Genomic DNA, 23,798 nt, shown 5'->3' with positions numbered 1-23,798 from the left:
CTATGCCTTTAAGCTGCGGACTAACTATTACCTTCCAATACACCCCTGCACCCGGAGCATCTATGCAAGAGGTAATGATGGACCTGAATACGATTCAGGGTATGGCAAATGCCTATTATTGCCCTCCGCCACCGCCATTGTATATGGCCTAAATTAATTATATTTATTTAACCCGGCACGGGGCTTAATTTAAAATTGCAATGAAAAAATTACTGCTGCTGTATTTTATTGTATTGATTTGCGCTAACGTTAAAGCGCAGGAAGAGAAGGATGTGGCGCAATATGTTGCCAAATATCATTACAAAGTATCAGCCGACCCTCAAAATCCGTCCTATCCTTACCGTGAGGACATGATGTTGCTGATTGGTAAGACCTCCTCGCTGTTTAAGAGTTATGATGGCTATAAAAGAGATTCATTAGTACTGGCACAACAAACCTTGAATATGAAAGTATTTTCGGCCCCCCGGCCCTATACCGATGATGAAATTTTGACTGTTTATAATGACAGTAAGGGTTATCTTAGCAAAAAGATTGGGCTTCGTTATTATTGGGAAACGGAAATGCCCCGTTATAACTGGAAAATATTATCCGAAAAAACAGTTATCGCCGGTTATAATTGCCAAAAGGCAGAGATGTTTTCCCCTAAAACCAATAAAAACTACATTGCTTGGTTTACAGCAGAGATACCAGTACCAACCGGCCCGGCCTATATAAACGGCCTCCCTGGCTTGATTGTGAAATTTGAAGATAACACAAAAACTGTAGAGATGGAATTGTATTCATTTCAAAAAGTTTCTAACGGAAATGAAGCTGTTAGTTTTGGAAATAAAGCAATAAAAACTACAAAAGTTGACTTTGACAGAGCTTTGCAAGTTTATCAAAAAGATCCTATGGGCTTTATGAAGAATACAGGTGCCATTGGCGGAAAGATAGAATCAGTTACCACTGGAAACAACTAACCGCCGACTTTATTATTGATGCGCAGGATTCAGTTCTATCCATGTTTTTTTTTGCTCCTGTTATACCTTTTCACTAACCGGGTACTTGGGCAGTCAGCTTTAAAAGGGATGGTTATTGATTCGGCGGGTAAGCCCCTGGCCAATGCCGCTGTTGTGTTGTTAAAGCGGGATAGTGTTACTGTGCTCAGTTTTGCCCTTACCAATACTTCCGGACGTTTCACCATTGCAACAGGTACAACGCTTGATGCCGCCCAGATCCGGGTAACACTGCTTGGCTATCGCACCCTTTATCTCCGGTACGCTCCGCAGCCCGGCGCAGTTACTTTACAAATGACCAGGGAATACAGGCAACTGAAGGAAATTGTGATACGCCCGCCTGCTGTGCTGACCAGAAGAAAGGATACGCTGAGTTATGATGTAAACAGTTTTGCCAAACCTCAAGACAGAACAATTGGAGATATATTGAAGAACCTGCCCGGCATTACTATAAATACGCAGGGCCAAATCAGTTATCAGGGCCGGGCCATCAACAAGTTTTATATTGATGGTGATGATCTGCTAAGTAACAAATACAACCTTGCCACAACAGCTATCCCGGCCGATGCTGTAGACAAAGTTCAAATATTTGAAAACCACCAGCCCGTTAATGTACTGCGTGGCGTTGCTAAAAGTGATCAGGCAGCGCTAAACCTCAAACTGAAGAATTCAGCCAAACTGCACCTGTTTGGTAGCGGGGAATTAGCTGCAGGTGTGCCGAAGGCATTAAACGGCAAGGCCGACCTGATGCTGTTTAAAGATAAGATAAAGCTGCTTAACACATTGAATTACAACAGTACCGGAAATGACCTGAATTACGAGATAGCCGATCATACACTGGAAGAACTGCTGAATACTTTTGACCGGCCCCTGGCCCGGCAGTTAATGAGTACCCGTACCACATTAGAGCCGCCGCTGGACCGCAACCGCTGGCTTTTTAATAAGTCTGCCTTAATATCAGCTAATACCCTGGTTAAGTTCTCACAAACCCGCAGCATCCGGTTAAATGCCTATTATCACCCAGGCAACTTCCTGCAGGAGTATTTATCGTTCAGGTACTACTACCCACCGGGAGTAGTTAACCAGCAATTGGAACAACAGAACATAAGAACCCAAACACATGCGTGGTTTACCAGCTTGTATTATCAAGACAATGCAGCGAAAGTATTTTTAGATAACAAACTGGATGTGCAAATTGACCGCCAGTATGATATAACTGCCCTGCTTACTGAAGCAGGCAACTATAATCAGCAATATAACAGCCTCAAACTCAACATCAATAATGCTCTCCGAATAGTGAAGCCGTTTAGCGGGCATTTAATTGGCGAAATAACCTCACAAACCGGCTTTATTAACGCCCCGGAAAACTTGAATATCAATCCCGGTATTTATCCTGAATTGCTTAACGATAGTGTGCCTTACATAAACAGCCGACAGCAAGCCGGTAAAAAAGCGTTTTACACCCGTAATCGGTTTTCTCTTCGTAGCAGTGCAGGAAGATTTCAGCAAGGGTATGACGTGCATTTTGATCTCAGGCATGTAGATATTGACAGCAAGATATATACCACGCAGGCAACAGGTATTGTTACTGAACTACCTGTCTCCTTTCAAAACAACACCGGCTGGACTGACATGAAGGCTGGGGCACAGGGTAATTATACGTATCAACTTACGCAATTTTCTTTTACCACCACCTTACCGGTTGACTTTAGGCGCATTAACTTCACTGACCAATCTATTGCTTCTGAAGCCAGCACACAAACCTATACGCTTTTTAACCCGTCGGCCTCATTTAAATGGATGCCCGGCAACCAGCATACGATTGATTTACGCGCAGGCAGGTCTACAGATTTTGGAAATGCCGAAGATTTGCTGCCGGGGCAACTGATTGCAAACTACCGTACCATTTACAACAACAACAGAATTATAAATAAACGAGAAAATATAGCAGTTAATGCCAGCTATGCTTACCGCAATCCTATAAATATATTTTTCTTTACCACAGGTTTAACTTACAATACCATCAGCAATAATACTATATCAAGGGTACTTATCAGTAATGACGGATTGACGCAGATTACCCGCAGCCCTGATAACAACGGGGCAGACCGGCTGATGCTGCTGGCCAATGTGAGCAAATACTTGTTTGATATCAAAAGCACCATAAGGGGCGGCGCAAACCTTGTACTCGCTCATCAGGATCAGATACAAAACGATCTGCGCTTACGGGCCACCACCAAAAGCATTAACCTGTCGGCCGAAATAGATTCTAAAATTTCTGAACGTTACAACTTTAATTACAAGGCCGATTATTTTCAGGCGTATAGCCGCACCAATGCTGCGAATGCAGAATCAGGAGGTGCTGTTACCAGGCAGGTTGACCAGCGCCTCGGCATAACTTATTACCTGCAACGGGCCCTGTATTTACAAACCTCTGGGCAGTTACTAAATATTCATGCCGATCAGATATCATCAAAAGTCTTTTTTAATGATATAAAATTATCTTGGGCTATCAACCATTCGAAGACAGATTTAGCATTTTCTGTGTTCAATATTTTCAACAACCGGCATTATGAAACCCAATCTGTTGATTTCACCAGTTATCAGCTCCTCCGGTACAAACTACGGCCCAGAACGATATTAATCGACATCAGGTTTCTGCTGTAAAGCCGCAAAGTTTTTATTAGTATTTTGTTGTCAGCAGTTGGTGATGTCACCAGCCGCAGGCAGTGAAAAAATATTTTCAATGAAATTATCCGGCAAGCCCTTCTTTGGTAAAAAAAGCATTCACCATCGTTATATCCGACAGGTAAGTATTGATGTGCGCTATCTTACCTTCTTGTAAGATACACACCGTTGCCAAATGTTCATCTAACTGTAAATCTCCCCTTGTAGCCTGATTGTGAATGGATAAGGCAAAATCATCCAGGCCATATAATATATGATTAAGTTGCAGACTTACGCCGAAACCTACAATTAATTGTGCCCGCTGTATAACTGAATCAATACCAACAGCTTTGCCTGAGATTATACTGGTTCCTGGTAATGTCCATGTGGAATCAGTGGTTAATATTGACCTGAGTAAATCCCAATCTTTTTCTTTTAAAGACCGAAGAAAGGTGTTGGCTAAGTTTAATTGTTGTTGCTCCGGGAGCATGTTTTGCGGATCGCTCTGTTTTGATGTGTCCATATGATTACTTAATGCTGTGTAAATCAGCTATGGAACAAATATCAGCCGCCCATGTTAAAAAAACAATATAGGCCAAAATTGCCCCAATCCATATAAAGCGATGTATGAGAAAAAAATAAAAAGGAATTTTGATTGCGGAGTTGCGGTAACATCAGAAGTAATTGGCGGAAAATGGAAAACCTGTATTATAAAGAGGATAAACAACGGGATCCAAAGACCCGGTGAAATCCATAAAGCCTACCCCGATGCTTCACCACGTGTAATTAATAAACAGTTAACAGAACTGGAACAACACGGGATTATCAGAAAAAACACTTATTTGGAATGGCCAAGAAAAGTGGAATATGCACTTACCCCCCTGGGATTAACAACCTTAGAAATAATCAGGGTGATGGAGGATTGGGGAACCCAACATAAGGAAATCCTTAAACTGAAATAGAACTGTTAACTATTAAGCAGGAGACTGTAAAATAAACTGTGTCAAAGCGTAAATAAATACCTTTAACATAGTTTATAATGAGACAAGAAGAATCGCCCTTAGGGTACGAGCAAATGAAGAAGAAAGCCCTGGAGCAACTCCGCTCGGGCAAGTCACTGTATGGCAAGGATGGCGCTTTTGCGCCCTTGCTTAAAAGCTTTTTGGATGCAGCTTTGGAAGCTGAACTGGAAAGCCATTTAGATCAAGCAGAGCGCAGTTCCGGCAACCGGAAGAATGGCAAGACCAGTAAAGACGTCCGTACGTCTGATGGGACAATATCTGTCAATACGCCCCGTGACCGTAATTCCAGCTTTGAACCTGAACTGATCCGCAAGCGGGAAACCATACTTGCCGAAAGCCTGGAATCGAAGATCATCGGCATGTATGGGTTAGGGATGAGCCTGCGTGACATCTCCAGGCACATCAGGGATATGTACGATACGGAGATCAGCCACAGCACCTTATCTGCCATTACCGACAAGATCATCCCCGAAGTAAAGGAGTGGCAATCAAGGCCACTGGAAGAGCTTTATACGATCGTTTGGTTGGATGCCATGCACTATAAGGTTAAGGAAGACCACCGGATGGTGTCCCATGCCGTTTACAATATCCTGGGCATTGACCGTCACGGCCACAAAGAACTTTTGGGCATGTATGTCTCTCAGAGCGAAGGGGCTAACTTCTGGCTGTCGGTGCTGACCGACCTGCAGAACCGTGGGGTAAAGGACATCCTGATCGCCTGCATCGATAACCTAAGCGGTTTTCCGCAGGCCACTAATACCGTCTTCCCACAAACAGAGATCCAGACCTGCATTGTCCACCAGATCCGTAACAGCCTGAAATATGTAGCCTCTAAGGATCAGAAGGTATTTATGAAAGACCTGAAGCCGGTTTACCAGGCAGAAACGCTGGAACTGGCTGAGCTGCGCCTGGATCAGCTGGAAGAAAAGTGGGGTAATAAATATGGGAAGGTACTGGAATCATGGCGTAACAACTGGTCAAAGCTAAGCACGTATTTCCGGTATGATGAAGCTGTCCGTAAACTGATCTATACCACTAATACCATCGAAGGCTTCCACCGGCAGGTCAGAAAGGTCACCAAAACAAAAGGCGGCTTTACCTCCGATATGGCCCTGTTAAAACTGATTTATCTGGCCCATAACAACATTAAACAAAAATGGACGATGCCGCTTTCAAACTGGGCCATGACCGCTCAGAAACTGGCCATTTGGTTTCCCGGAAGAATGATATTAGATTTGATGTAGCAATCGCCCCCTGGCAGGCCCCATGGGGCCTGCCAGGGGGTGACACAGTTTATTTTACAGACCCCTGTTGAAACCAGCTTTTCAGCCCTTACTTACCTGCAACCTCACGTTTTTCATAAAACCTCCCTGATCTTTAAAGTTTATAACATTCAAAGCCATGTGTATATAGCCTGCCGCTGCCGTTTTAATTGTCATATCTAAAGTTCAGCTGTCTGCCTGGTGCACTCACACGTTATTAAAATAGCGTTTCGGTAACGCCATTCTGCAACCGGCCCTCGCAGGTGGTAAGGTTGATAACACCAACTGCAGGAAAAGGTAACTACTGACACCCCTCTGTCAGCGTTCACGAGTGTTCACAGGTGTTCACGCACCGTGAACGTGAACACCTGCTGCCACCGGTTTATAGTAATGAGAACTGCAATTGCGTAGCCTGAAATTTGCATTTTATAGCTTTTTATCACCATTTATCGCCGTTTATCGCCGTTTATGGACAGCAAACAGCTTGATTCCTACCGGTTGGCTGGCATGATCATCAACCACCTACGCCATCTGGTACAACTGTATCCAGTTGCCGCAGGTATCATTCAGCATGGCTGCAATTACGCCGCCGGCATTTTGGGGGGCGGCTTTAAACTGTACCCCTAATTGCTGCAAACGCTCGTATTCGTGTGCAATATCATCTACCAGAAAGGCCGTAGCTGGTATGCCCTGCTCATAAATAGATTGCTGAAAGGCCGTAGCCGCCGGGTTATTATTGGGTTCCAATAATAATTCCGTATCGTTAGCTTCATCAGCCACCATTACGGTAAGCCAGCGGTAGGGACCTAAATCGATATCGTTTTTCTTGATAAATCCTAACTTTCCGGTATAAAATGCCAGAGCATCAGCCTGATTATTTACAAAAATGCTGCTAAGTTTTATTCTGATCATGATAATAAAGGTATTATATATGCACTAATTGAAAGATGGTATAATTCGCTGTTCCGAAAATAACAATAATGAATATAGTTACCCTGCAACCGTTCAGATAATACTTAGTTTAATACCTGTAAATAACAAAGGCCTACAGGTAAACACCTGCGGGCCTTTGTTATAAGTAGCTGAATGACAGTTATAGTTGTTGTAAAAAACTGGCGGCGCAAAAGCCTTCTGTTCCGCTATCGGTTTTAATGTAGTACCAGTTGTTGTACATACGCTTAATAAGCTGTACGGCGCTGCCATGTGCCGCCTTGCCTACCACATCGTAATTAGTGCCGGGCCCTTTACGTATATTCAGGTTAGATTCCTGCGTGGCAATCTTCATTTTGATGTTTTTGGCGGTCAGGTCCTCCATCTCCATCAGGTTATATACTTGGGTTACGCCCGGTAATGCCTTTAGTGCAGCTACCGCTTTTTCGGCAGTTGCGGCATCAGGCACGGTACCTACTACGGTAAGCGAGCCATCCTTGCCCATTACCCGCAGGTTTGGCACGCTTATGCCTGCGGCTTGTATGGCAGCGTTATAATCATTTGCCTGCTGCTGGTTTACCACCGCATTGTTTACTTCGTCAAATAGTCCCATAATATTTTTTATTTTACAGCAATACAGGTTACCGTATTGCCTTGGTTGGTAAGTACTAAGTTATCGTTATCCAGTTTATCTATGGTGTAAGCCGAACTGGCTTTACCGGCTGTAGAGGTGGTAGACAGGTTTTTACCGTCCTCGTCCAATACATAGGTGCCTGCATCAGCTCCAATGCCTCCGGTGGTAGTATACTGGCCATCCTTGGTAAAGGTCATCTTTGAATTGGCAATCATTGAATTTTTTACCGCCTCGGGTAATTTTGTTTCCGTTTTAATACCATTTACCTGCCATGTCTGCACAATTTGCTCCTTTGGCTTTTTACCGCAGGAAACTATCAGCACCATCATAAACAGCAGGCCAACAGATAATAACTTGTTAATATTTTTCATAGGTTGTTATTTGCAGTGGTAACATCCTTAAAATTGCATTTGTTTGAAAATTAAGTATTTAAACCGATGCAACATATTACCTGACGAGCTGTCTAAAGGACTGAAAGTAATAAGATATAGCCGATAAACAGTATATTGCTGTATGTAAAATTTACAACTGCCTATTAATGCAACTTCTTGATTTCCATTAGCCCCGGGTAGCACCATAAACAAAGATTACGTTCAGTACGATGTAGGCCGTTAACAGCGCCTGGGCACAAACAAAATCAAATTTACGGCCCCGTTCGGCCTGATTATGCTTAATAAGCTTTAGTGAAAAAGTGTTGCAGATGATAACGCAGAGTATAAACATCAGCGTAAGCCCGTGCAGGGTATCTACCAGCGTAAATGAGGTAGATTCGGGCAGGGTGGCATCCACAATATATTTGTTACCTACTACAGCAAACAAAGCGCCCACACTCAGGCCGAAACGCGAGTCGATGCTGTCGGCATGGATGTAAAAGCACATATAAGCAATCATAAAAGCCACATACATGCCTAAAAACATTTTCCAGAACAGGCCGAAGGCATTACGGCCAATCACCATCACCATCTTGTAGTTGCTATACTCGGTATGCGGCTTTTTCAGGCTCTGGTCGCCAAAGGCAGTTTCATATTTTTTAATTCCGGTACTGATGTTCAGGCTGTCTACGTTCCATCCCCGCAGGGTAAACTTAGGGTCGAAGTGCTTGCCGGCAGTATCGGCCGCAAATACCAGTGATTTAGAATCGAACTGGGAATTTTCGATGGAAAACCGCAGCTTCTGCTGGTCGAACGGAAAGTTCTCTGTTGCCCACGAGTCCTTCATTACGCATTGCAGCTTCATGAGCATATATATTTTATTATCGCTCGAATCCACAGTGGAAAAAGAACGGGTCACGGTTTTAGCCTGCGGCACTTCCAGGTTCTGCAAAAAATCAAACTTCTTGTTTTTATAGCGCAGCCAAAGCCACATGGTAACTGTATACTCCTTGTCTTTAAAGTTAATGTCGTGTATACTGGTAATGTACACCCCGCTGTATACGGTGTCGGGTTGTTGCGCGTGTACCGGTATTGCCAAACAGAGTACTATAAATGAGATAATAACGAATATCAGGCAATTTAACTTCACTGTAAAAACACTCATAGCAGGTAAGGCAAACAATTAATTATTAAGGCTAAGCAATTATTAAAAAATGGCAAATGGCTTAAAAAGATCTGGCTTAATTTTTCAGCTTATCCTGTCCCTTACGGCGGGGGTCGGTTAACCTGATCCTGATATCCGGCATATTTAGTTGGGTGCGCCCATACCATTTAATGGCGGCATGTAAGCCCTGCAAATAAAAAGGATTAAGCAAAGGTTTATATCCGGTGGATTCAAATATTAGTAACTGCTCTTTATCCTCACCATAAAACTGCTTCTCTTTCGGGTTTGGGTAGTAGGCATGGCTTCCGGCCGGATATACGGTTAAGTATACCGGGTTGCCGGATTGGTGAATCTGGTCGAACCCCAGCTTTCGGATAAGATGATACCGGATTGGATACATTAGGCAACTTTCCTCATTAGGCCGAACAATCAACATAAGGTTTAACCGGCTATCAAATATATAACGAAATTTCAGGTTCTGTTGTTACCCAAAGCTGCTTTTTATAGTAAAACGAAAGAATTATTTCAGCTTTAGCTCCACCATTACCGGGTAATGGTCTGAAGGGGTGCGGCCGTTATAGCTGTCGGTAATAATACCGTAGCGTAACACCTCAAACTGGCGGGTTACAAAAATATGATCGATACGGCTGGTAGTATTGGTATGCACATCAAAATCATTAAAAGTGCCGCTGGGCGCATAGGGATGATCAGTAATTGTATAGCTATCTTTTAATACTCCCGAGTTATTAAGCAGCAAATAGCTGTCTGAAGTTTGATCCACATTAAAATCCCCGGTGAGGATGACCGGCATATCAGGCGGCAGCATTTTTATTTTAGCCAGTATAAGTTTGGCGCTTTCGCGGCGGGCTTCTACACCTATATGATCCATATGCAGGTTGAAATGGTAAAACTTTTGATGTGATTGCTTATCCTCAAACTGCGCCCATGTACAGATGCGCGGCAAAACGGCATCCCATCCCTTATTGGGCCGGTCAGTTATTGCAGACAGCCAAAAATGCCCCTGCTGCAATATCTTAAAGCGACTGGTTTTGTAAAATATGGCGGCATACTCGCCGGCCTGCCTGCCATCATCACGCCCTACGCCCAGCCAGGCATAACCCGGCAGTTTGGCCTGTAAGCCGGTAAGCTGCCGGTGCAGCGCCTCCTGCACGCCAAACACATCAAAATCATGAAAGCGTATTAAACCTGCTATTACCGGCTGCCGCTGTGCCCAGCCGTTACCCTTAACCGAATCGCCGGCATTGGCATAGCGCAGGTTGTAGGTAGCCACCCGCAAGGTTTGGGCCTGGGTGAAGATTGCGGTAAGCAGTAAAAATATAAAGGTTAAGAACAGGCGTGTTTTCATACCGGGCAGCAGTTGGTGAATGAACTTCTGCAAAGTAAATGTTTTTTGCTTACAGGTTTAGGCGGATAACGTTAAGTTATGATTACTATAACCCTGCCATTTCCACCGCAGGGAGAACTCTTCGCCGCAGACCGGCTGCCTGAAAGGTTTCCTCACTGCGGTGAAAATTACAAGTGTGGATAGGGGAATAAATCAAGCAGTTACTCAATCATCCCAATCGGTTAATAATACATTAACTGCAGCCAAGGCCACTAAGCCAATATGGAAGGGTAATGCCCGCTTATCTTGGCGGATAGGTTTGGCAAAAGTTAACAGGGCCAGCCCGGCTACAGTGGCAATATCAACCTTTTCATGAATTTTATAGGGAATCAATGGTTTCAACCCAACAGGGGTATCGGAAAGTGCATTGTAAGCCAACACGTTGGCCCCTAATAAGGCGTGCATTTTTATTGCATTTTTATTGCATCCTATCAAAGCGGGAACCAGCAATTGGATGGCAGCAAAGCCATAGTCGTTAATGCCGTGTTGTTTACGGTCGAAAAGTTTGGTATTCATAGCAGATATTTTAACTACTAAGAAAGTGCGGTGGCTTCGAAAATGTTTTTATAAACAGCAAAGCCGTTACCAATAATAACGGCTTTGCAGTAACTATACTATCAAAAAAATTACCTCAGCACATTGTTCCAGCTTACCAAATCGCCAATAATACGGTCTAACTGGTCGGCAGGTACACGCTCCTGGGCCATCGTATCACGGTGGCGGATGGTTACCGTGTTATCTTCCAGCGTCTGGTGGTCAACGGTGATGCAAAACGGCGTACCAATGGCATCCTGGCGACGGTAGCGCTTGCCAATGGCATCCTTCTCCTCGTATTGCAGGTTAAACTCAGTTTTCAGGTTCGCCATAATCTCGCGGGCCTTTTCGGGCAGCCCGTCCTTCTTGGTGAGCGGGAAAATAGCCGCCTTTACCGGGGCAAGGCAAGGGTGCAGGCGCAGCACGGTACGGCTGTCCTGCTTTTCAGCAGTGCTCAGGTCTTCTTCCTCATAGGCGTTAATCAGCGTAAGCAGGAACATACGGTCTAACCCGATAGAGGTTTCAATTACGTATGGGATGTAATTGCCATACGGCTTGCCGTCTTCGCCCAGTTCAGGGTCAAAGTACTGCATCTTTTTGCCTGAATGCTTTTGGTGCTGGCTCAGGTCAAAATCGGTGCGGCTGTGTATGCCTTCTACTTCTTTAAAGCCAAAGGGAAAATCATACTCAATATCTACGGCGGCATTGGCATAGTGGGCCAGCTTGGTATGGTCGTGGTAACGGTATTTGGCAGCATCGGTGCCCAGTGCCAGGTGCCAGTTAAGGCGCAGCTGTTTCCAGTGCTCGTACCATTGCATTTCGGTGCCGGGGCGCACGAAGAACTGCATCTCCATTTGCTCAAACTCGCGCATACGGATGATGAACTGCCTTGCAATCACCTCGTTACGGAAGGCCTTGCCAATTTGCGCAATACCAAACGGAATCTTCATCCGGCCCGATTTCTGCACGTTCAGGTAGTTCACAAAGATGCCCTGTGCGGTTTCAGGGCGCAGGTATACTAAATCGGCATTTTCGGCCATTGCCCCCATCTGGGTGCTGAACATCAGGTTGAACTGGCGCACTTCGGTCCAGTTGGCGGTGCCGCTGATGGGGTCTTTAATGTCATGCGCTAAGATCAACTCGCGCAGGCTGCCCAGGTTGTCGCTGTTCAGGGCTTTGTCAAACGCCGCTTGTAAGGCTTCGGCCTGATCGGTTAATCCTTCCTTATCATAGGCTGAAATTTGATCCTCAATCAACTGATCGGCCCGGTAACGCTTTTTCGAGTCCTTGTTGTCAATCATGGGGTCGTTAAAGCCGCCTACGTGGCCGCTGGCTTCCCAAATTTTGGGATGCATGAAAATGGCGGAATCAATGCCCACAATATTTTCATTCATCTGTACCATGGCTTTCCACCAGTAGGTTTTAAGGTTATTCTTCAGTTCGGCGCCGTTCTGGCCGTAATCATATACGGCGCTCAGGCCATCATAAATCTCGCTGGAAGGAAACACAAAGCCATACTCCTTGGCATGGGCCACCACGTTTTTAAACTGCTCGTCAGTCGTTTTGCTCATAACGGCGCAAAGGTAGCAATAAGTTGGAGAGTGCAGAAGCCGGAGTTAGCCACTGCTAATCTTAATAGATCGGGTAAGCCGTAACCACCGCCTGAAGCAGGTACAGCAAAAGAAAATCAATCATAAAATGCTTAAAAATGCCATAAAAGGAGTTAATAAGCAAAAAGTGCTTGCTTATTACTACCTGCAGAATGGCGGTGTATTGAGGGGGGATAGCTGTTCACAGTGTTCACGTTCACGGAGGTGTGAACACCCGTGAACACCGTGAACGCTGACATATTACTGTCAGCAGTGGCGGTTAGGCACATTCACTTCTTACTTACCCAACGCCTGCACCAGCCTGATGCCCAGTTCATCGCCGGTGGCGGCATTATTGGTGAGCACCACTACCGCTATACTTTTATCCAGATCGGCAGCAACAAGCGAGCGGTAGCCGCCGGTGCCGCCGGAGTGCTGCACAATGTGCGAAGCAGCATTCAGGTAATGCCAGCCTAAGCCTACCCTCTGCTGATCTTTCTGGTAAGTAACCTGATGGGTAAGCATTACTGCCTTATTTAAGGCAGTAATGCCTGTTTGCAGTTGTAATTTTGCATAGCGCAGCATATCTGCCGTATTACTTTTTAAACCGCCTGCGGCTTGGAATACCTTAAACCGCCAGGGGGCCGCAGGTTGCAACTGCTCATTATAACCTGTAGCTACCATTGCAATACCATCAAATGGTATGCGCATAGTGGTTTCCGTCATACCAACAGGCTTTAATATGTACTTGCCCACCAACTCTTCATAAGGCTGATGATAGATGCGTTCCAACAATACACCTAACAAGGCTGCGCCTAAATTGCTGTACTCATATTTTGCGCCCGGCTGCCGTTCGGGTTTGCAGTTTTTCAGGTAAGCGAATAATTGCTGCACACCGTAATCCGCATAAGGCTGACTGGAGTTGAGCACGGCCTAGCTCATGTTACCGGCCAGCCGGGGCAGCCCGGAGGTATGGTTGGCCAGCTGTGCAAACGTGATGCCTTTAAGTGCAGGGTTGGCGGCTACCGAATCGGGCAGGAAGCTGGTAACGGGCGTTTGCAGGCTTATCTTTTTGCTGTTCACCGCCATAGCCAGCAGCGTAGCGGTAAAGGTTTTGGTGATCGAGCCAACATCATACAAGGTATTTTGAGTGGGCAGCTGGTTGTTACCCTGCCGGGTTTCGCCATAATTGTAAAAACAATCTGCCCCTTTGTAATGAATGGCAATGCTCACGCCCACGTTGCCTTTAATTTGTATGTAAGGCGATGCCAGTTGGTTAATGGTGCTGTCCAACTTTGTTTTGAGCGGATTATCGGTAGTGGCTTTGGTGGTCTTTACCGCATCCTCGCGGTAAGGCTGCAGGGCGAAGGTATTGTATTTGCCTTCCTTATCCAGCCCGATGATGAACTGCAGCGCCTCTAACCGGTATTTGCTGATGCCGTTTTTGCTGTCCGCAAATACCGGCGCCGGCAATGGCGTAAGCGGGAACAGACTGGTTTCGCAGATATTTTTAAAGGTTGGCCCGTCCAGTTGTGCTTTAAAGCTTTGCCCGGCATAGTAATAAATGCTGTCGGCTTTATGCTCGTTCATCAGGCGTAGCAGTGTGCGGGCCAGCGTATCGGTTCTGCGCTCGGGCGGGGTGGTTTGCGCTGCGGCGGCAATACTGAACAGCAAGCCTGCAACCACGGCTATATATAATTTATAACAGGTGCCAAACTTTATCATGATGCAAGGTGATTGAATGTGATGATAGGATAATGCAACGAGCAGATTGTTACGGCCTTTTAAAAATAAGCAAAGGTTTACCTTTCGGCCCAAATCACTAATTTTACACCGATGAGCATTGAGGTAGAGAACCTGACCAAAGTTTACGGCAGCCAGAAGGCAGTGGATGGCATCAGCTTTACGGCCGGTAAAGGGGTACTGGGCTTTTTAGGCCCCAACGGCGCGGGCAAGTCTACCACCATGAAGATACTCACCGGCTTTATCCCGCAAACATCAGGCACGGCAAGGGTGAATGGTTATGATGTGGCTGCCCAATCCTTAGAAGTGCGGCGACATATCGGCTACCTGCCCGAGAGCAACCCGCTGTATACCGATATGTATGTAAAGGAGGCACTGACCTTTGTAGCCGGGCTGCACCGATTGTACCAGCCGCAAAAGCGCATTGCCGAGATAATTGAGCAAACCGGCCTGGGGCCCGAGCAGCATAAACTGATCGGCCAGCTCTCCAAAGGTTACCGGCAGCGGGTGGGGCTGGCGCAGGCCATTCTGCACAATCCCGAAGTACTGGTGCTGGACGAGCCTACCTCCGGCCTTGACCCTAACCAGCTGGTGGGCATACGGCAACTCATTACCGAACTGGGCCAAACCAAAACCGTCATTCTCTCCACCCATATAATGCAGGAGGTGGAAGCTGTGTGCAACCGGGTAGTTATCATTAATAAAGGTAAAATAGTGGCTGATGATGATTTGGCTTCGCTTACTTCTGCCTATGGCGAAAGCAGCCTGGAGAAAGTTTTTATCCGGCTCACCAATCCATAAATTTGCAAATAGGCAGCTAACTTTTATATTTGTGACGAAACAATTCAACTTATCGCAATTTTATGAAAAAGCTCCTTTTGGCTATTGTAGCCACTTTCAGCATCACTTGTGCCGTTGCACAAAAGAATACACTCAAGCTAAGCATCGGCCCCGACGCAGGTATCCCCATAGGTGAGGGACATGATTATTTTGACTTTGCCATCGGCGGTACATTAAAACTCGAAGTACCTGTAAATGCTTCACCGTTCCACATCACCATTACCAGCGGCTATAACAGGTTCATAGGAAAGAAATACACTACATATTATTCATCATATTATGTTCCCAATGAATACGCTAATAAAAGAATTCCCGGTGCAGGTTTTATACCTGTAAAATTAGGTACCAAATATTATTTCAGCAACGGATTATATTTCGAGGGAGAATACGGTACTTCAATTCACACGGGGGACGGTGAAGACCATCCTTTTGCGTTTGTATATGCGCCTGGTGTTGGCTTATCATCACCGGCAGGCGGTGGTAATGCCATTGATATTGGTGTACGCTATGAAGGCCGTGTAAATGGCAATGGCTCATTAAACCAGCTGGCTTTACGCCTGGCTTATAAATTTGGCTTGTAGTATTTTCTTTGTTTTCATAAAAGGCGGAGGTGCAATTGCACCTCCGCCTTTTTTATTGCCCGGAAAAAGCACAATTTAGCATACAATTAATTTCGCTGAAGGCCTAACTTAAATTTAGGCCTGCCGTTTAGCCATAGCCGACATGTTTACCATATTTAAAAAAGAAATTGCGGCTTACCTTAGTTCGCTGGTGGCTTATATTACCATCGGGGTGTTCCTGCTGGTGCTGGGGTTGTTTTTGTGGGTATTTCCCGATAGCGGCATCCTCGCCAACGGCTATGCTTCGCTGGAAAGCCTGTTTAATATTGCGCCTTACCTGTTCATGTTCTTGATCCCGGCCATTACCATGCGCTCGGTGGCCGAGGAACGCCGCGAGGGTACCATGGAACTGCTGGCTACACGGCCGCTAACGCAGTTGCAGATACTGATGGGCAAGTACCTGGCCTGCCTTACGCTTGTAGGTTTTGCCTTGCTGCCCACGCTAATTTATTATTACTCGGTATATAATTTGGGCAACCCGCAGGGCAACATAGATACCGGGGCGGTGATCGGCTCCTATATCGGCTTGTTTTTGTTGGGCGCTACGTTTACGGCTATCGGTATTTTTACTTCGGCGGTTAGCAAAAACCAGATTGTGGCCTTTACCATTGCGGTATTTTTATGCTACTTCTTTTTTGCCGGGTTCGATTCCCTCAGCCAGCTGCTATCGCTGCAAAGCCTCAACCTGCAAACGCTGGGCATCAACAGCCATTACGAGTCGGTAAGCCGCGGCGTACTGGATACACGCGATTTCGCTTATTTTGTGGTGCTGAGCGGTATATTTATTTTGCTGGCCCTGCTGGCCCTTACCCTGCAGCAGCAGCGCCCGCTTGGCCAGAGTGGCCTGTATAGTGCAGCTGCGGGTTTGCTGGGATTCACCGTACTGGCTTCGCTCAATATTACCTTCAACCGTTTTGATTTTACTACCGATAAGCGCTTCACCCTCTCACCCGTAAGCCGTGATATTGAGGAACACCTGCAGCAGCCGGTAAAGGTAACGGTATACCTGCAGGGCAACAATTTTCCGGGCGGCATGAAGCGCCTGCAAACCGCCACGCGCGATATGCTGAACGATTTGCAGGCCTACAGTCGCCGCCGCCTGGAGTTTGAATTTAAAGACCCGCTGGCCGGCGTGCCGCAGGAGCAGCAGAACGATACCATCAGCAGCCTGCAAAGCCGGGGCATTGTGGCTACCAACTTCAGCGTAAAAACAGATGACGGCGTATCGCAGAAAATCATCTTTCCGGCAGCGATGGTACAATCGGGCGGTAATGCCATTGCCGTGCCGTTGCTGCAAAGCCGTATCGGGCTTTCGCCGGATGAGGTGCTGAACAACTCAATTGAAAACCTGGAATACGCCTTTACCTCGGCTATTAAAAAGGTAACCGGCAAGGGCAAGCCGCTTATTGGTTTTACTACCGGCCACCATGAACTTACTGATTTGCAGTTAAACGACGCCCGGAAATCCCTGTCAGAAAGTTATAGCGTAGGCCGGGTAGATATAAAAACCACGCCTTTGCTGGTGCTTAACCGGCTTAGCTTGCTGGTAATACCCAAGCCTGACATGGCCTTTACCGAGGCTGAAAAGTTTAAGACAGACCAGTACCTGATGCAGGGCGGCAGCATATTGTGGACGATAGACCAGGTAAGCGCCGAGCTGGACAGCCTGCGCGGCCACGGCGGCGAACAGTTGAGCTTTCCTAAACAACTAAATTTAGACGACCAGTTGTTTACCTACGGCGTGCGCCTGAATGCCGATCTGATTGCCGACATCAGTTGTGCGCAGATACCGGTGGCTACCGGCAATATGGGCGGGCAGGCGCAGATACAGTTATTGCCCTGGCTGTTTTACCCGGTATTTATGCCCCTGGCCAAACACCCGGTGGTACGCAACCTCGATGGCATCTACAGCGAGTTTGCCGGTACTATAGATACCATAGCGATCAAAAACGTCCATAAAACCATCCTGCTCGCTTCGTCGCCCTACAGCAGAACATTTACTGCTCCGTATATGCTGTCTTTGCAGGCGCTGGAGCGGGAGCCCAACCCGAAAGCATTCCAAAGTCAGCCTAAACCGGCAGCCGTACTCCTGGAAGGCCAGTTTAAGTCGGCCTTCCAAAACAGGCCCGTGCCTGCAGGTGCGGGTTACAGCGGCCCAGTGCTGAGTAGTAGCAAGCCGGCCAAAATGATCGTTATCAGTGATGGCGATGTGCTGAAAAATCAGGTAGGCAATGATGGTTCGCCATTCCCGCTGGGTTACAACCGCTACTCGCAGCAAACCTATGGCAACAAGAACCTGCTGCTGAACATGGCCGATTACCTGACCGGCGACAGCAGCCTAATGTCCTTACGCAACAAGGAAGTAACGCTGCGCCTGCTTGACCGCGCCCGTATCCGCAGCGAAAAGATGTACTGGCAAGTGGTAAACACGGTACTGCCTTTATTACTATTAACAATTTTGGCGATTTTTCAACATTACCTGCGCAAAAGAAAGTATGCCCGTTAAAAATTAATACTTTTGGGTTAATCAATTACAGATTATGAACTTTATCGTTTCCACCTCCACCTTACTGAAGCAACTGCAATCGGTAAGCGGCGCGTTAAGCAACAGCACCGTGCTGCCCATACTGGAAAACTTTTTATTCGAAATAAACGACGGCAATCTTAAAATATCAGCTACCGACCTGCAAACCAGCATGACTACCTCACTGCCGGTAGAAACCCAGGAAAACGGCCGCATTGCCATACCTTCGCGCATCCTGCTCGATACCTTAAAATCATTGCCCGAGCAGCCGGTAAGCTTTTCGGTAGATGACCGTACCTTTGGGGTGGAAATAAGCGCAGGCGATGGTAAATATAAACTGAGCGGTGAGAACGGCGAGGACTTCCCCAAGATACCTTCGGTAGAAAATGCCTCATCGGTTAACCTGCCTGCATCTGTACTGGCCGAGGCCATCAACAAAACCATTTTTGCGGTAAGCAGTGATGAACTGCGCCCGGCCATGACGGGGGTATACTGCCAGCTATCCAGCAACGCGCTTACCTTTGTGGCTACCGATGCGCACAAACTGGTACGCTATCGCCGCACCGATGCACATGCCGCCAGCAATACTTCCTTTATTCTGCCCAAAAAGGCGCTTAATCTTCTTAAATCGGCATTGCCGGCCGAGGATGTGAATGTATCCGTTGAGTATAATAATACAAGCGCGTTTTTCAAGTTCGGTAACATCAATTTAGTGTGCCGTCTGATTGACGAGCGTTACCCGGATTATGAGGCCGTTATCCCGCAAAATAACCCTAACCAGCTGACCATCGACCGCCAGGCGTTTTTAAGTACCCTGAGCCGGGTAGCTATCTATGCCAATAAAACCACCCACCAGGTGCGGTTAAAAGTTAGCGGCAACGAATTGAATATATCATCTGAAGATATTGATTTCTCTAACGAAGCGCACGAGCGTTTAAGCTGCCAGTACGAAGGCGAAGATCTGGAGATTGGCTTTAACGCCCGTTTTTTGATTGAGATGCTGAAAAACCTGGGCAGCGAGGAAGTATCCCTGCACATGTCGACCCCGAACCGGGCCGGCTTGCTGCTGCCGCAGGATAGTGATGAGAACGAAGATGTGCTGATGCTGGTAATGCCGGTAATGCTGAACAGCTACGCTTAAATTATAACAGTGCAATAACACCTATTACAGTCCCGGGCATGGTAACATGAGCCGGGATTTTTAATTGCAGCAGATAACAAACGCTAAATAATTAAGTTATAAAACAAATTATCTACATGAAACCGGGGTTGCGTTATATCTTTTTATTGACAGTGCTGATTACTTTAGGTATAGGCGCCTGCAATAAAAATGCCGACGACAGCTATATATCGCCCAGGCAAACACAGCTGGACGTGGTAAACGCTACGGATGTAATATTTAACCTGTACCAGAATGGTACCCGGTTAAGCAACTCCGCCAACATTTCTGTTTCCGGCCATTCAGGTTACCTGACCGTAAATGCCGGTATGCAGCGCTTCTCTATCAAAAAGCCTTTAGACGGCCAGGCCACTACGGTGCTTGCGCCATCAGATACTATCCTGTCCAGAACTTTGGCCATTGATTCCGGCGCGCGATATACCTGGTTTATAGGCGGTACCGAAAATTCGGCAAACGCTTTTTATATTAAGGAAACCCTGCCGGCCTCACCCACTGGTAATGCGCTCATCAGGTTTGTACACGCCGCTTCCAAATCGGGCAGTATCACTGTATCCTTAAATGATACGGTGCTGGTTACGGGCACAACTTTTCAATCGGTAAGTAACTTTATTACTGCATCTTCTTCGCAAAAGACCATTAAAATTTATAAAGGCAACAGTACGGTTCCTGCATACACAAAGGTGATTACCTTATCCGGCGGCAGCATTTACACCCTTTTTGCCCGGGATTCTGCCGCTTTTGTAAGTTCGGGCCTTTATGTTAATCAATAAGCAGATGCCTATTCCAAAAAGTAACCTTAAGCTATCCTATATTTTTGCTTTGCCATTAGTATTGCTGCTGATAAACGCGTTACTGATTTCCTGCAAAAAAGAAACCACTACTGCGTCTATTGATTCCGGCGTACTGGTGCGCATCATCAACCTCAGCCCCGATGTTTACCCGGTGCAGTTATACATCAATAATGTAATTCAAAACCCGCTGAACTCCACTACCACACTGGTGGCGCTGCAAACTTACGCTTCCTATAAATACAATATCCCCTCCGGGTATTTTACCGTACGTTCTTCGAACAGCCCGCTGCAGCTGCGCTCTACTAAGGTAGCTGACTCTATATTGATTACCTTAGATACCGCCAAAGTGCATTTACGATCCGGCCTGAGGTACAGCCTGTTCCTTACCGGCCTTACCACCGACCGAACGCTGGATTATACCGTTACCGTTGATACGGCGCAAACGCCATCGCTGGGCCGTGGAAAGGTACGCTATGTAAATGCCTCGCTGCGCTCCAATACCAATGGCTATGACATTTATGCAAACGGCACACTGGCCTTTCAAAAAGTAGCCTATCCTAAAACAACCAATTTTATAGAACTGCCCGCCGGTACCTATGATTTTAAATTTGTACCTGCCGGCAGCAGCGTGAATGAAAGCAGCAATGTATTGATAGATCTGCCCAACATTACTATACTGGATGGCAGGTTATACACACTGTACAGCCGGGGCATTACAGGCCGTTTAGACAGCGCCGCAATAGGCGCCGCTGCAATTGCCAATAACTAAACTGTAATATTCCGAATGTATTTTTATTTTTGAGGCTTAAAACCCAGCGGCTTTGGAACTATTGCACCACCTGATTGATTTTATACTGCACATTGATAAACACCTGAACGATATTACCAACCAGTACCAGGGCTGGACCTATCTTATTTTATTTGCCATCATTTTTGCCGAAACCGGCTTTGTGGTTACCCCTTTTCTGCCCGGCGATTCACTGCTGTTTGCTGCCGGGGCGCTGATTGCCGGAGGCCAGTCGGGTTTGGATATATATATATTGGGGTTGATACTGATTGCAGCCGGCTTTTTGGGCAATAGCCTTAACTACGCCTTGGGAAATTATTTCGGTCCCCGTGTGTTTAAGCCCGAAAACAAAATCTTAAAACTCGACTATTACCTTAAAACGCAGGAATTTTTTACTAAATATGGCGCTACTGCCGTTATACTAAGCCGTTTTATGCCCATTATACGCACGGTAGCCCCCTTTGTAGCCGGTGTGGGTAAAATGAGCTTTGTGAAATACAGTATCTATAACATTGCAGGCGCCATATTATGGATTGTTGCCTTTTTAACAGCCGGTTACCTGCTGGGCAACATTCCCTTCTTCAAAAAAAATTTTTCGCTTATCGCCTTGGGTATTGTGCTGATATCTATTGTACCGCCTGTTTACCTGGCTGTTAAACAGCGTTTTGGCAGCAAAACCTCAGCCTGAAACCAACTACCCGGTGCGCTGTTGATTTAAAACCTGCAGGCAGCCCGCAGGCATGGCAGCCAGTGTAAGCCGAATGCCATAAAACCACTGCCACTGCTGCCATACAGTTGCTGCTGCCCGGTTTTTGTGCAGCAATAAGCATGAGTATAACATCCCTTCGCCTCAGCGTGCTTGATCAATCGCCCGTACGTAAAGGCGTTACCGCCACACAGGCCATACAGGAAACCATCGCTTTGGCACAACATACCGAAAACTTAGGCTATACCCGCTTTTGGGTAGCCGAACACCATAATACCACCAGCCTTGCCGGTTCAACGCCCGAAGTATTGCTGGCTAACTTAGCGGCGCAAACCCACCATATACGTTTAGGTTCGGGTGGGGTAATGATGCCAAACCATAGTGCCTTGAAAGTGGCTGAAAACTTCAGGATGCTGGAGGCATTGGCGCCGGGGCGTATTGATTTAGGCATGGGCCGTGCGCCCGGTACCGACCGGCTGACCGCTTCGGTATTAAACCCCGCCAACCAGTTTAAGGAGCAGGATTTTGTAGAACAGTTGGCCGACCTGCAAGATTACTTTCATGACACAGCTACACCCGGTACTGTACAGGAAAGAGTAAAGGCCATACCTAAGGTTGCTACCGTACCTGAGATGTGGCTGCTTAGCTCCAGCGGACAAAGCGGTTTGTTTGCAGCCCATTTCGGCATGGGACTATCCTTTGCACATTTTATTAATCCGGCGGGTGGCGCACAGGCGGTGGAGTTGTACCGCAGCCGTTTCAAGCCCTCGGCTGATATGCCGCAGCCGCAGGCCAGTGTGGCTATCTTCGCCTTTTGCAGCGAGGACGAAGAACAAATACGCCGCCATGAAGCCTTAATGGTGCACCGCTTTTTACAACTGGAGCGCGGCGGCAGCCTGGAGCCGGTAAACTACGAAGATATTGAGCAGGAAGATTATACCCCGGCCGAGCTTGAGCGTATGAATTATCACCGCCGGCGTATGGTAACCGGTACACCGGCGCAAATTAAAGAAAAGCTTACCCGCCTTGCCGAAACCTATAAGGTAGATGAACTGATATTAATTACCATTACCGAAACTTTTGAAGAAAGGCTGCAATCCTATAATTTGATTGCCGGGCAACTGTTAAGTGATGATTAATTGGTGCAGGGTAAACAAAAATGGCACGGTGGTTGTCTATATAACTACACAAATATTAACATCTACTATTTAACATTTACCATTATGGCAACTTCAGACAGTTCATTAGACGTATTATCCGACTTAATTAAGATTAATAACGACCGCGCCGACGGGTTTGAAAAAGCGATCAAGGATCTGGATGGCGGCAGCCAGGATCTGAAAACCGTATTTGAGGATTACGCCCAGCAAAGCCGCAAATTCAGCCAGGAGCTAACCGCTAAGGTAGGCCAGGCCGGCGGCGATGCGGAAACTTCCAACTCGGTGAGCGGTACCCTGCACCGTGCCTGGATTGACGTAAAGGCCTTGTTTGGCGGCTCAGACCGTCAGAGCATCTTAAACGAGTGCGAGCGTGGCGAGGATGCCATTAAGAAAGCCTACAAGGATGCCCTGGCACCCGATAGCGGCCTTTCAGCCGAGTACAGCTCACTGGTAAGCAGCCAGTCTGGCGAGATTCAGGCCTCACATGACAAGATCAAGGCTCTGCGCGACAGCCAGTAAAATTAATTCATTATATAAAAAACGCCCTGTAATAATATTACAGGGCGTTTTTTATATTCTAATCTTTAGGTATTTACAGGTAAAACATTTATCATAATCACTACTATAAGGTTCACTTGCCACCATTGAGATGTCATTAAGGATATAGTAATTGATCCATTATTAAGCCTACACTATCACAATATCACAACTGCTTATAATTTTTGCTTAAAATTTATATCTCTTCATAGCTGCCGGATACTTACATTTCGTACCATAAAAATACTTTTAAAAGTAATGGTGAGCGTATGGTTATTACATGTAATTAGAAAGGCCGCTTAAAATATCTGTACGGGATTTGTCATAAATTCGTCT

The 23,798-nt window shown here is 46.5% G+C and carries 22 protein-coding genes and 1 pseudogene; 13 read left to right on the top strand and 10 right to left on the bottom strand.

The window, feature by feature from the left end; all coding sequences use genetic code 11:
- Window positions 1-200: 200 nt before the first annotated feature.
- Window positions 201-959, top strand: coding sequence for a GLPGLI family protein (locus tag ACY652_RS10195; protein ID WP_462264267.1), 759 nt, complete (start codon window positions 201-203; stop codon window positions 957-959).
- A gap of 108 nt (window positions 960-1,067) precedes the next feature.
- Window positions 1,068-3,662, top strand: coding sequence for a hypothetical protein (locus ACY652_RS10190; RefSeq protein ID WP_462264266.1), 2,595 nt, complete (start codon window positions 1,068-1,070; stop codon window positions 3,660-3,662).
- Between the two features lie 85 nt (window positions 3,663-3,747).
- Here the strand turns inward: ACY652_RS10190 and ACY652_RS10185 are convergent, their stop codons facing one another.
- Entirely contained in the window at window positions 3,748-4,185 is a 438-nt protein-coding gene (locus ACY652_RS10185; RefSeq protein WP_462264265.1) for a nuclear transport factor 2-like protein, read from the bottom strand.
- A gap of 100 nt (window positions 4,186-4,285) precedes the next feature.
- Here ACY652_RS10185 and ACY652_RS10180 point away from each other — a divergent pair, with 100 nt between their 5' ends.
- Together ACY652_RS10180 and ACY652_RS10175 are read left to right on the top strand one after the other, a co-directional pair.
- Entirely contained in the window at window positions 4,286-4,624 is a 339-nt protein-coding gene (locus ACY652_RS10180) for a winged helix-turn-helix transcriptional regulator (RefSeq protein ID WP_462264264.1), read from the top strand.
- Window positions 4,625-4,701: 77 nt separating this feature from the next.
- Entirely contained in the window at window positions 4,702-5,928 is a 1,227-nt protein-coding gene (locus tag ACY652_RS10175; RefSeq protein WP_462264263.1) for an IS256 family transposase, read from the top strand.
- A gap of 540 nt (window positions 5,929-6,468) precedes the next feature.
- Here ACY652_RS10175 and ACY652_RS10170 read toward each other — a convergent pair.
- The 9 genes and pseudogenes from ACY652_RS10170 to ACY652_RS10130 form a co-directional block, all read right to left on the bottom strand.
- Window positions 6,469-6,858, bottom strand: coding sequence for a VOC family protein (locus ACY652_RS10170; protein WP_462264262.1), 390 nt, complete (start codon window positions 6,856-6,858; stop codon window positions 6,469-6,471).
- A gap of 181 nt (window positions 6,859-7,039) precedes the next feature.
- A complete protein-coding gene (locus ACY652_RS10165) occupies window positions 7,040-7,489 on the bottom strand; it encodes an SH3 domain-containing protein (protein WP_462264261.1) in 450 nt (149 codons plus the stop codon).
- Between the two features lie 8 nt (window positions 7,490-7,497).
- Window positions 7,498-7,881, bottom strand: a complete 384-nt coding sequence (locus ACY652_RS10160) for a hypothetical protein (RefSeq protein WP_462264260.1) — start codon at window positions 7,879-7,881, stop codon at window positions 7,498-7,500.
- A 187-nt stretch (window positions 7,882-8,068) separates the two neighbouring features.
- Window positions 8,069-8,980 (bottom strand): ligand-gated ion channel, encoded by a 912-nt coding sequence (locus ACY652_RS10155; RefSeq protein ID WP_462264259.1) that lies wholly within the window; start codon window positions 8,978-8,980, stop codon window positions 8,069-8,071.
- 142 nt (window positions 8,981-9,122) lie between these two features.
- Window positions 9,123-9,446: a hypothetical protein gene (locus tag ACY652_RS10150; RefSeq protein WP_462264258.1), complete on the bottom strand. Its 324-nt coding sequence runs from the start codon at window positions 9,444-9,446 to the stop codon at window positions 9,123-9,125.
- A 120-nt stretch (window positions 9,447-9,566) separates the two neighbouring features.
- The gene (locus ACY652_RS10145; RefSeq protein ID WP_462264257.1) at window positions 9,567-10,412 is read right to left on the bottom strand and encodes an endonuclease/exonuclease/phosphatase family protein; all 846 of its coding nucleotides are present in this window, start codon (window positions 10,410-10,412) and stop codon (window positions 9,567-9,569) included.
- A 204-nt stretch (window positions 10,413-10,616) separates the two neighbouring features.
- On the bottom strand, window positions 10,617-10,967 hold the full coding sequence (locus ACY652_RS10140; RefSeq protein ID WP_462264256.1) for a hypothetical protein: 351 nt from the start codon (window positions 10,965-10,967) through the stop codon (window positions 10,617-10,619).
- Window positions 10,968-11,077: 110 nt separating this feature from the next.
- A complete protein-coding gene (locus ACY652_RS10135; protein ID WP_462264255.1) occupies window positions 11,078-12,556 on the bottom strand; it encodes a glycine--tRNA ligase in 1,479 nt (492 codons plus the stop codon).
- A gap of 315 nt (window positions 12,557-12,871) precedes the next feature.
- A pseudogene (locus tag ACY652_RS10130) lies at window positions 12,872-14,164 on the bottom strand (serine hydrolase domain-containing protein).
- Between the two features lie 246 nt (window positions 14,165-14,410).
- Here ACY652_RS10130 and ACY652_RS10125 point away from each other — a divergent pair.
- From ACY652_RS10125 to ACY652_RS10085, 9 genes are all read left to right on the top strand, one after another.
- On the top strand, window positions 14,411-15,118 hold the full coding sequence (locus ACY652_RS10125; protein WP_462264254.1) for an ATP-binding cassette domain-containing protein: 708 nt from the start codon (window positions 14,411-14,413) through the stop codon (window positions 15,116-15,118).
- 62 nt (window positions 15,119-15,180) lie between these two features.
- Window positions 15,181-15,738 (top strand): hypothetical protein, encoded by a 558-nt coding sequence (locus tag ACY652_RS10120; RefSeq protein ID WP_462264253.1) that lies wholly within the window; start codon window positions 15,181-15,183, stop codon window positions 15,736-15,738.
- 142 nt (window positions 15,739-15,880) lie between these two features.
- Window positions 15,881-18,283, top strand: coding sequence for a gliding motility-associated ABC transporter substrate-binding protein GldG (gldG, locus tag ACY652_RS10115; RefSeq protein ID WP_462264252.1), 2,403 nt, complete (start codon window positions 15,881-15,883; stop codon window positions 18,281-18,283).
- Window positions 18,284-18,317: 34 nt separating this feature from the next.
- Window positions 18,318-19,442: a DNA polymerase III subunit beta gene (gene dnaN, locus ACY652_RS10110; protein WP_462264251.1), complete on the top strand. Its 1,125-nt coding sequence runs from the start codon at window positions 18,318-18,320 to the stop codon at window positions 19,440-19,442.
- A 116-nt stretch (window positions 19,443-19,558) separates the two neighbouring features.
- Complete coding sequence (locus tag ACY652_RS10105; protein ID WP_462264250.1) at window positions 19,559-20,251, top strand: DUF4397 domain-containing protein; 693 nt, start codon at window positions 19,559-19,561, stop codon at window positions 20,249-20,251.
- A gap of 4 nt (window positions 20,252-20,255) precedes the next feature.
- Window positions 20,256-21,041, top strand: coding sequence for a DUF4397 domain-containing protein (locus tag ACY652_RS10100; protein ID WP_462264249.1), 786 nt, complete (start codon window positions 20,256-20,258; stop codon window positions 21,039-21,041).
- A 52-nt stretch (window positions 21,042-21,093) separates the two neighbouring features.
- Window positions 21,094-21,747, top strand: a complete 654-nt coding sequence (locus tag ACY652_RS10095; RefSeq protein WP_462264248.1) for a DedA family protein — start codon at window positions 21,094-21,096, stop codon at window positions 21,745-21,747.
- A 140-nt stretch (window positions 21,748-21,887) separates the two neighbouring features.
- Complete coding sequence (locus ACY652_RS10090; protein WP_462264247.1) at window positions 21,888-22,904, top strand: LLM class flavin-dependent oxidoreductase; 1,017 nt, start codon at window positions 21,888-21,890, stop codon at window positions 22,902-22,904.
- Between the two features lie 84 nt (window positions 22,905-22,988).
- Window positions 22,989-23,444 carry a ferritin-like domain-containing protein gene (locus ACY652_RS10085; RefSeq protein WP_462264246.1) on the top strand — a complete coding sequence of 152 codons (456 nt, stop codon included), beginning with the start codon at window positions 22,989-22,991 and terminating at the stop codon, window positions 23,442-23,444.
- Window positions 23,445-23,798: the final 354 nt, after the last annotated feature.

This window comes from Mucilaginibacter sp., from assembly GCF_965200995.1.
In the GTDB taxonomy this organism is placed as follows: domain Bacteria; phylum Bacteroidota; class Bacteroidia; order Sphingobacteriales; family Sphingobacteriaceae; genus Mucilaginibacter.
The sequence above is the reverse complement of the archived record's forward strand: the minus strand, read 5'-3'. Positions and strand labels throughout refer to the sequence as shown.